Here is a 9,916-nt window from a genome sequence, read left to right as displayed (position 1 = left end):
CCAGCCAGCATGGTGAATCAGAAACAGCCTGATTTGGGAATCCCAAATCGATTCAACCTAACCCCATCCCGCTTTAGAGAGTGCCGAGAAGTGGCGCGCGGGTACGGGTTCCGATTGATCTCGCCTTAGATGGTTCAGCAGGGATGCATAGCCGATCAAGCGCGTGGTAAGTTTCGGAGGTCTGTGAGGGAAGCTTATGCGCCGATCCAATGCACTTGCTTGCACCGTCCTCCTCTTATCATCAGCTTCAATTGCAAGCGCCCAAACCGCAATACAAAAGGCGGTGCTCGCTCGCACCATGTGGTCGGCGTTCCAATGTGGTGCCTATGCCGAGATGTCGGGCAATGTGAACGAGCACGAACGGCTATTCAATTTGGGGCTGAGTGCGGGCAGGGAGTTTTTGGACGCCCTACAGAAAGGGCAAATACCCACAGAGGTCTTGGACGCGAATGTTCCGGTTGGAGTCTCTCTCTTGCTGCAGGGCCCGAGCATCGATTTCATCATTGGTAACATCTTCGCACATGCGATCAGGGATGCTTTCGATGACATTGTGAAAAGAGAGAATGGGATGCTCTTGGACCCATCGAAATGGATACAGAGCGACGAGGCTCGGAAGAACAAGGCAGAAGCCAAGTACGGCAGCAGCAATTGCATCCTATTGAAGTAGCTCCGAGTGCGAGCCTCACGCGGCCCGCGGCGACCGCGTCGAGGCCGAACGGCAGGGTGCGAAGTAAGTCGAGCGTCAGCCGCAATCCATCTTCTGCCATTGCGCGATCTTGCGAGCGGCGACTTCATCGGAGGGCGCGTATTTTTGCACCGGCTTTCCCTCCACAAAATCTTGGGCGCAACGAGCGAACTCACGGGTAGACAGCCCCAACTTGGAAAGATCATCAAGAATCTTCTTCTTGTCTGGCAAGCTCATATTGCCCTCGAAATACCAGCCTTCGCCGAGTTCAGTCGGCTGGTTCATCCAGCTTGCATCTCGAGAAATGTACGAGCGGCCATCTTTACGCTGCGTGTTTCTTTCTAGTTTCTTCTGTCCTTGATCGTCGAGCCCCAGCAATCTCAGGACTCTCACCATCCGCGCGGTTTGCGTGTTCTTCGCAAGAGTACCGTCGAGCAGTGCCTCGTGCCCATCGGGCGGCGCGGTGGTCTCCCACCGCAAGAGTGCCAAAAGATACAAATATTCTTCCGGGTCCATTTCGCGGCTCCGCGAAAATTCCGTTGACGGAGTTGAATCGTACGCCGCGCTGCACCGACACGCCACCGAAATTCCGCAAAGGAATATCGGTCGCCGCACGGCCGCCAAAAGCAGCCGTCCTAGATGCCTTCGATTGCGGCGACTGCCGCCCCAGACCGTTTCCAGCTACTTAAGAGCTGTGGAAGCTGTGCAACTGCGCAACCTGTAAGTGATTGACAAAGAGAGGCTGTGGTACGTTGCGGCGACGATTCGCTGGAGGACCGCCGGGGGCGGATTAGCATAATGACGGGCAATGTATCGATTTCTGAGGCACCGACGACTGGGCTCGGCAAGTTGATCAACGAAAACAGATTCTTCGTTCCTACGCACCAACGAGACTACCGGTGGGAGCAGGAAAAGGTGCAGAAGTTATTCGACGATCTAACGGAGTCGATGGATCGCAAGGATCGCTTTTATTTTATCGGCTTGATGGTGTTCATGGGCTCCGAGGATGGTCGCCTTCGTGTGTTGGACGGGCAGCAGAGGTTGGCAACGACGATCATAATTCTCTCTGCCTTACGAGCTTGGTTTGGCGCCTCCGAAAGCGAGGGCAGCACTTCTTCGCAAATTCAGTACGATTTTATCGGCCGTACCGAATATGGCGAAAAGCAGCCGCTGCCCAAGATGCATCTGAACTACAATAATGATGATCTCTTTCAGAAATACGTCGTCAACAGCAGCCCTCTTCCAGAGATCAAGGCGGCGTTGAATTCGTTCAACAAGAATGCCTCAAACTATCGTCTGCTAGACGCGATTGCGTATTGTCATGCGCGTATCACGCAGATCGCCGAAAAGCACGCCGACTCTAAAAAGACTACGGCTTACTTTGCCGATCTTTTGAAATACATCAGAGATTCTGTTGTGGTCGTTCGTCTCACCGTACCGAATGCGGCGAACGCATTCCGGGTCTTTGAAACATTGAATGATCGGGGTCTTGATCTCTCTGCGGTGGATCTCGTCAAAAACCATTTGTTTGGACTGGCTCACGATCAGTCAACCGATTTGCTGGCCCAATTGGAAAAGCGCTGGGCTCAAATTACTCAAGAATTGCAAAACGTTAAAGAGGAGGAGTTCTTACGGGTTTACTGGACCTCTCGAAACGGGCGAACGCAATTGGAGGACGTTTTCGAAGGTGTGCAAGAGAAATACAAGACCGGATCGGCCGCCGCCGAATTGTCGGTGGACCTGCTGGAGGCCGCCGAACATTATGCTGCGCTTGAGGCTTCAACGGACCCGATTTGGACTCCGTACCCGCCAGATACTCGCGAGACCATAGCATCGCTTCGCCTATTGGGCGCGAAGCAGGTGAAGCCCGTGGTTTTGTCCGCACTAAAGAAGTTCGACCAGCACGAGTTCGGTCGACTCCTCAAGCTTCTGGAAACGATCATCGTTAGATGGCAGTTGATCGGCGAGGAGCGCACCGGCGCGATTGAAATACAATGTGCCCGTCTCGCTCATCTGATTTGGACGCAGAAGGTGAAGCGGGCGAGCGATGCTCGCTCGGCACTCGAAACTATCTATATCAACGATGACTCATTCCGGGCGAGCTTCGCGGAAAAGGACGGCCTGTCAAACCAAAAGGCAGTCTACCTGCTAAAGCGAATTGAGGAGCATGAACGCAGAGCGAGGCATGGGAAGGAATTGTCGCCTACGAGCAGTCTCACGCTCGAACACATCCTTCCTCGTAACCCCGACGCGTGGCAAGAAGCGCTGGCAGCAGATTTCACACTTAGGGATTACGTTTCCCGATTGGGAAATCTATGCCTGCTGACCGAAACGAAGAACCGCGATGTTGGTAGGTCTCCGTTTGAGGAGAAGAAGAAGATCTTTGAAAAAAGCGAGTTGCTGACAACCAATGGCATCGCAAAATATCAAGCGTGGGATCGCAAAGCCATTGAGGATCGTCAGCTGTGGTTAGCTAGCAAGGCCGTCGCAATCTGGCGCTTTCCTTAAAACGGAGGCGCGATTGGCTCTGCTGAACCGGCTGCCATCAGCGCTTCGTCGTCAACCTTCCGACATTGCGACCGCTCGCGTCGTAGAGCGTGCTCGTGCCGCCGATCGTCGACTCGCGGCTGATAACTCGGCCGCTGGCATCGTGGTTCGTGACCGTGCCGCTGCTGTCGGTCGTCGCGCTGCCAATGCGCTTGCCGCTCGCATCGTAGAACTGGCGCGACTGCGCCGTCGCCAGAACGGCGAGCAGTGCGGCGATTATGCTCGTCTTGGTCATTAAGCGCGTCATCCGCTGATCGCATCAGGCTTTCACCGCGCTCATTCACGGGGCAAAGATCGGGGGAAGAATCATCAGTAGGAGGAATAATCTCGATATTTCGAGGCCATAGCCCGGATGGAGAGGGACGCAATCCGGGATAGATATAAGAGTGTCCCGCATTCCGCTAACGCTCCAAACACGCTCAATAGTTGTACTGCACGCCGAAGCTGAAGCCCTGCGCGAGTAGGTTCGTGGTGTCGAGCACCTGCGCCGGCCGGTTCGGCCCGGCGGGCGGCCCCGGCGGCAGCAAGGTCGGATTGACGGTGGTGTCGATCAGTCCGCCGGCGCGCTGCCACACTTCGCCATGGGCCAGCACGGGGAGCGAAGCGTCCATCACGCTGTCGCCGGCGCAGATGCGGCCCGCGCTGCCCTTTGCCATCATCTCGAAGGCATGGCCCCAATCGAGTTCGCAATCGGCGGGACGGCGCGGGCGCGCCTCCATCTCCATGATGTCGCAGCGAAGCACGCCTTGACCGTTGTCGGTGCAGAACTGGCAGACGAGGTTCTTGGACGGCGTCAGGAAGCCGATCGGGCGGTTCTGTGCGCTCGCGGTGCTGGCGGCGAGCAGCGAAGCGACGGCGATGAGCGTTCGCAGGCACATGCGTGAGCCCCAAGTGCGCGTCAGTCACGTCATGATCCATGCTTGCTGCAGCCGGCGCAATGCTCCCTTTCCAAGATTTTCCTTGTCAGCCGCGCGCATTGGCGATGAACTACCCGGCCCTGCCGCGCCAAAGAGAAAGAGCGCAAACCATGTTCCTGATCGGCCAGTATGATTCCCCCTTCGTCCGCCGTGTCGCGATTGCGTTGAAGCTTTACGGTATCGCCTTCGAGCACAGGCCGTGGTCGACGTTCGGCGATGCCGACAAGATCGCGCCGTACAATCCTTTGCGCCGCGTGCCGACGCTGGTGCTCGACGACGGCGAGGGGCTCATCGAGAGCACGATCATCCTCGACTATCTCGACGATCTCGCCGGGCCAGAGAAAGCGATGCTGCCGCGCGGTGGTATCGATCGGCGGCGGCATTTGCGCATCTGCGCGCTGGCGAGCGGCCTCGGCGACAAGGCAGTCAGCCTGCTCTATGAGCGTGTGTTGCGGAAAGAACAGCTCGCGTTGTGGGTCGAGCGCTGCCAGGCGCAAATCGCCGATGTGTTGAAGGTGCTGGAAACCGAGCGCGCGAAAGTAACGACGCCGTACTGGCTCGGGACGCGCATCGGCCACGCCGACGTCGTAGTTGCCTGCGTCGTCCGCTTCACCCGCGAAGCGCACCCGCAGCTGTTCGATCCTGCGCGCTATCCGGCACTCACGGCGCATTCCGAGCTCTGCGAGGCGCTGGCGCCGTTCAAAGAGATCGTCCAGCCGCTCGCGCCGCCCAAGGGGTGAGCGAGCGCAGGTTCGTGGGGTGGGTCAGCGAAGCGTAACCCACCACTTCTCTCAATGCGCGGAAAGCAAAGAGGTGGGTTACGCTGACGCTAACCCACCCTACGCGCGCCTGGCGAACCCTCCCGCGTCCCGTCAGCGGCCGTAGAGACCGGTCAGGGTAGCCTTTCCGAGCGTATGGAAGTGCAGATCGAAACCGACCAGTGCCGCGGATGCTGAATGGTCCTTGGCGTTCGGAAGCTTATCGACGTCAACGGCGAATACGGTGATCTGATAGCGGTGCGGCTTGTCGCCGGGCGGCGGGCATGGTCCGCCATAGCCGTCGCTGCCGAAGTCAGTGCGGCTCTGGATCGCCCCTTTCGGCATCAGCTTCTTCTTTGGATCGCCGGCCCCCTTGGGAAGCGCAGTGACGGATGGCGGAAGATTGAAGACGACCCAATGCCACCAGCCGCTGCCGGTTGGCGCATCAGGATCATGTATCGCCACGGCGAAGCTCTTGGTGCCCGCCGGAGCACCGCTCCAGCTCAAGGCCGGAGAGGTGTTGTTGCCGGTACAGCCGAAGCCTTTGAATACATGTTCGCCGGCAATCGTGGCGCCTTCGCTGATGTCCGGGCTGCTCAGCGTGAGGCTCTGCGCACCAGCTTCGCCCGCATGAAGCAGGAGCACACAAGCTGCTGCAAATGAGAATGCAAACCTTGTCATCGGAAGCACCCCTTCAACAATGAGCTCAGAGATCGCAAAGTAGCGCCCGAGGAACCTGGTTTCAATCAGTCTGCGCCGTTGCTCTCGATGCTGCGGCGCGGGTCCATCCGGCGCAGTTCGCAATGATGACATATTGCCGGTGATTTGCCCGACGAGTCAAGTCATTTCGGGAAATGCGTAGTTGGTCGGCCCCGCAATTTTCTACTTTGCATGGGGTTGTTTTTCACTTTTTTGGTCTGGGAGGTGTCGGCGCATCTCTATCTGCGACCATCACCCGGCGATCATGATGGTCGGCACCCTGTTCACCACAACGTCGTCCCGGCCTCGTGCGCAATTGCGCACGGGGGCCGGGACCCATTACCCCAGGGAGGAGTTTGGCGAAGTAGCTCGGTACTCCGACCGCCGCGGTCGATAGATCCCGCGGTATGGGTCCTGGCTTTCGCCAGGACGACAGCGGAGATGTGGTGCGCTTACCCCGCTCCCGCGCGCTTCTTCTGCCAGACGAGATGTACCGCACAGGTGCAGCCCGGCGGATGCGAGGCGAGGTCATTTGACGTCTCGTCGTTCGCGGGCGTTGCCGCGAAGGCCTTGTTAGTCTCCTGCTGCGCCGGGATGTAGTTCAAAATCGGCGCCAGCCAGCGCTCGACCTCGGCAACGCTCATGTCCTTGCGTGCCGCATAATCCTCGACCTGGTCGCGCTCGATCTTGCCGACGCCGAAATAATAGCTCTCGGGATTTGCAAAATAGAGCCCGCTCACGCTACTGCCCGGCCACATCGCAAAGCTCTCGGTCAGCTTCACGCCGGCGGTGTTCTCCGCATCGAGCAGGGCGAACAGCGTCTTCTTCTCGGTGTGGTCGGGTTGCGCTGGATAGCCGGGGGCAGGGCGGATGCCCTGATATTTTTCGAGGATCAGCTCCTCGTTGGAGAGTTTCTCGTCCGGGGCATAGGCCCAGAACTCGCGGCGCACGCGGGCGTGCATGCGCTCGGCGAAGGCTTCGGCCAGGCGATCGGCCAGCGCCTTGCAGAGGATCGAGGAGTAGTCGTCATTGGCCTTCTTGAAGCGGTCGGCGACCGCATCCTCGCCAATGCCTGCGGTGACCACGAAGCCGCCGATATAATCCGGCACGCCAGTACCCGTAGGCGCAACGAAGTCGGACAGCGCCGCGTTGAAGCGGCCCTCGCGCTTCTCGAGCTGCTGGCGCAGCGTGTGCAGCGTCGCAATCTTCTTCGTCCGGCTCTCGTCGGCGTAGAGCACGATGTCGTCGCCTTGCGCGTTCGCCGGCCAGAAGCCGATCGTGGCGCGCGCCCGGAACCATTTCTCCTTGACGATGAGGTCGAGCATCTTGCGCGCGTCGTCATAGAGCGAGCGCGCGACCTCGCCGACCTTGGGGTCGTCGAGGATGGCCGGGAATCGTCCTGCGAGCTCCCAGGTCTGGAAGAACGGCGTCCAGTCGATGCAGTCGACGAGCTCGGCGAGGTCATAGTCGTCGAACGTCTTCGTGCCGAGGAAGGTCGGCTTCACCGGCTTTGTCGCGACGAAATCGACCGGCACGCGGTTGGCGCGGGCATCCGTGAGCTTCAGGCGCTTCTTGTCGGCCTGCGCGCGCAGATGCGCCTCCGAAATTTTTGCGTATTCGGCGCGCACTTCGGCGGCATAGGTCTCGCGTTTCTCGGGCGAGAGCAGCGAGGAGGCGACGCCGACGGCGCGGCTTGCGTCGTTGACATGCACGACGGGGCCGGCCCTGTAGTTCGGGTCGATCTTGACGGCCGTGTGCACGCGGCTGGTCGTGGCGCCGCCGATCAGCAGCGGCAGCTTCAAGCCTTCGCGCTGCAATTCGCCGGCGAAGAACGCCATCTCGTCGAGCGAGGGCGTGATCAGGCCGGACAGGCCGACGATGTCGGCCTTCTCCGCCTTCACGGTCTCGACGATCTTTGCGGCCGGCACCATCACGCCGAGGTCGATGACCTCAAAATTGTTGCACTGGAGCACGATGCCGACGATGTTCTTGCCGATGTCGTGGACGTCGCCCTTCACGGTCGCGAGCACGATCTTGCCCGCGGACGAGTTGGTATCGCCGCCGATGCCGCTCGCGAGGTTGCGCGCCTTCTCCTCCTCCATGAACGGCATCAGCCAGGCGACCGCCTGCTTCATCACGCGCGCCGATTTCACGACCTGCGGCAAAAACATCTTGCCGTCGCCGAAGAGATCGCCGACCACGTTCATGCCGGCCATCAACGGGCCTTCGATCACGTCGAGCGGGCGCGAGGACGCCTTGCGGGCTTCTTCGGTATCCTGCTCGATGAACTCGGTGATGCCATGCACGAGGGCGTGCGACAGGCGCTTCTCGACCGGCCATTCGCGCCAGGCGAGATCGGCTTCCTTGCTCTCGGTCTTCTTGCCGCGAAATTTTTCGGCAAGCGCGAGCAGCCGCTCGGACGCGCCGGGATCGCGATTGAGGACCACGTCCTCGCAAACCTGGCGCAGCTCCGGATCGATGTCGTCATAGACGATCATTTGCCCGGCATTGACGATGCCCATGTCCATGCCGGCCTTGATGGCATGATACAGGAACACCGAATGCATGGCCTCGCGCACCGGCTCGTTGCCGCGGAACGAGAAGGACAGGTTGGAGACACCGCCCGAGATGTGCGCGCCGGGTAGATTCTGGCGGATCCAGCGCGTCGCCTCGATGAAGTCGACGCCGTAATTGTTGTGCTCCTCGATGCCCGTCGCGATCGCAAAGATGTTGGGATCGAAGATGATGTCTTCGGGCGGGAAACCGACGCGGTTCACCAGGATGTCGTAGGCGCGCTTGCAGATCTCGGTCTTGCGCGCGAACGTATCGGCCTGGCCGACCTCGTCGAATGCCATCACCACGACAGCCGCGCCGTGGCGCCGCGCGATCTTGGCTTCAAGGATGAACTTCTCCTCGCCTTCCTTCATCGAGATCGAGTTGACAACCGGCTTGCCCTGCACGCATTTCAGCCCGGCCTCGATGACCGAGAATTTCGAGGAGTCGACCATCACGGGCACGCGGGCGATGTCGGGCTCGGCGGCGACGAGGTTGAGGAAGGTCCGCATCGCGGCTTCCGAGTCCAGAAGACCCTCGTCCATGTTGACGTCGATAACTACCGCGCCGTTCTCGACCTGATCGCGCGCGACCTGGAGCGCGGCCGTGTAGTCGCCGGCCGTGATCAATTTACGGAAGCGGGCCGAGCCCGTGACGTTGGTGCGCTCGCCGACGTTGACGAAGGGGATCGCATCCGTTAGCAGGAACGGCTCGAGGCCGGAGAGCCTTAAGCGCGGCTCGATCGCCGGCACAAGGCGCGGCTTGTGCGGCGCCACCGCAGCCGCAATCGCCGCGATGTGCTCCGGCGTGGTGCCGCAGCAGCCACCGACGATGTTGACGAGACCATCACGCGCGAACTCGCCGACCAGGCGGGCCATATATTCCGGCGTCTCGTCATACTGGCCGAACTCGTTGGGCAGGCCGGCATTGGGATAGGCGCAGACCAGCGCGTCGGCGACGCGGCCAATGTCCGCGATATGCGCGCGCAGGTCTTCCGCGCCGAGCGCGCAGTTGAAGCCGATGGTGATGGGCTTTGCGTGCCGCACCGAATTCCAGAACGCCTCCGGCATCTGTCCCGACAGCAGGCGGCCGGACTTGTCGGTGATGGTGCCTGAGACCATCACGGGCATGTCGATGCCGCGTTCTTCCGTGATCTCGGCGATCGCATAGAGCGCGGCCTTGGCGTTCAGCGTGTCGAAGATGGTCTCGACCAGCAAGAGGTCGACGCCGCCGTCGATGAGGCCCCGGATCTGCTCGCCGTAGGACTCGCGCAGGTCGTCGAAGGTGACGGCGCGGTAGCCGGGGTTTGCGACATCAGGCGAGATCGAGGCGGTGCGGTTGGTGGGACCGATGGCGCCGGCGACGAAGCGCGGCTTGCCGTCCTCGGCTTCAACACGTTTGGCGGCGTTGCCAGCGAGGCGCGCGCCTTCGCGTGCCATCTCGTAGACGATTTCGGCAAGGTCGTAATCGGCCTGCGCGATCGAGGTCGTCGAGAAGGTGTTGGTCGCGACGATGTCGGCGCCGGCGCGCAAATAGGCGGCGTGGATGTCCTCGATCGCCTGCGGCTGGGTGAGGATCAACAGGTCGTTGTTGCCACGGAGGTCCCGGTGAAAATTCTTGAAGCGCTCGCCGCGGAAGGCGGCCTCGTCGAACTGCAGGCCCTGGATCATCGTGCCCATGGCGCCGTCGAGCACCAGAATGCGCTCGCGCGCGGCGGCGAGCAGGGCAGTACGCTTCGGGGAAACGGTCACGGTCAT

The 9,916-nt window shown here is 60.5% G+C and carries 8 protein-coding genes; 3 read left to right on the top strand and 5 right to left on the bottom strand.

Going from position 1 to position 9,916, the window contains the following annotated elements; genetic code table 11:
* Positions 1-196 precede the first annotated feature (196 nt).
* A complete protein-coding gene (locus tag Q2941_RS39135; RefSeq protein ID WP_458195827.1) occupies positions 197-667 on the top strand; it encodes a hypothetical protein in 471 nt (156 codons plus the stop codon).
* A gap of 75 nt (positions 668-742) precedes the next feature.
* On the opposite strand, the gene Q2941_RS39130 is transcribed toward Q2941_RS39135, so the two are convergent.
* Positions 743-1,201, bottom strand: coding sequence for a hypothetical protein (locus Q2941_RS39130; RefSeq protein WP_458195826.1), 459 nt, complete (start codon positions 1,199-1,201; stop codon positions 743-745).
* 282 nt (positions 1,202-1,483) lie between these two features.
* Between Q2941_RS39130 and Q2941_RS39125 the strand changes: the two genes are divergently transcribed.
* Positions 1,484-3,193, top strand: a complete 1,710-nt coding sequence (locus Q2941_RS39125) for a DUF262 domain-containing protein (RefSeq protein ID WP_458195825.1) — start codon at positions 1,484-1,486, stop codon at positions 3,191-3,193.
* 37 nt (positions 3,194-3,230) lie between these two features.
* Here Q2941_RS39125 and Q2941_RS39120 read toward each other — a convergent pair whose 3' ends face one another.
* Positions 3,231-3,467, bottom strand: a complete 237-nt coding sequence (locus Q2941_RS39120; RefSeq protein WP_458195824.1) for a hypothetical protein — start codon at positions 3,465-3,467, stop codon at positions 3,231-3,233.
* Between the two features lie 184 nt (positions 3,468-3,651).
* Positions 3,652-4,110 (bottom strand): BBP7 family outer membrane beta-barrel protein, encoded by a 459-nt coding sequence (locus tag Q2941_RS39115; protein ID WP_458195823.1) that lies wholly within the window; start codon positions 4,108-4,110, stop codon positions 3,652-3,654.
* A 149-nt stretch (positions 4,111-4,259) separates the two neighbouring features.
* On the opposite strand from Q2941_RS39115, the gene Q2941_RS39110 reads away from it, so the two are divergent.
* A complete protein-coding gene (locus Q2941_RS39110) occupies positions 4,260-4,889 on the top strand; it encodes a glutathione S-transferase family protein (protein WP_254109154.1) in 630 nt (209 codons plus the stop codon).
* 132 nt (positions 4,890-5,021) lie between these two features.
* On the opposite strand, the gene Q2941_RS39105 is transcribed toward Q2941_RS39110, so the two are convergent.
* The gene (locus tag Q2941_RS39105; protein WP_027521665.1) at positions 5,022-5,588 is read right to left on the bottom strand and encodes a YbhB/YbcL family Raf kinase inhibitor-like protein; all 567 of its coding nucleotides are present in this window, start codon (positions 5,586-5,588) and stop codon (positions 5,022-5,024) included.
* A 470-nt stretch (positions 5,589-6,058) separates the two neighbouring features.
* Positions 6,059-9,916, bottom strand: coding sequence for a methionine synthase (gene metH / locus Q2941_RS39100; RefSeq protein ID WP_458195822.1), 3,858 nt, complete (start codon positions 9,914-9,916; stop codon positions 6,059-6,061).

The sequence above is a fragment of the Bradyrhizobium sp. UFLA05-153 genome (assembly GCF_054185185.1).
Note: the sequence above shows the minus strand (reverse complement) of the source record. Positions and strands in the feature narration are given on the sequence as shown.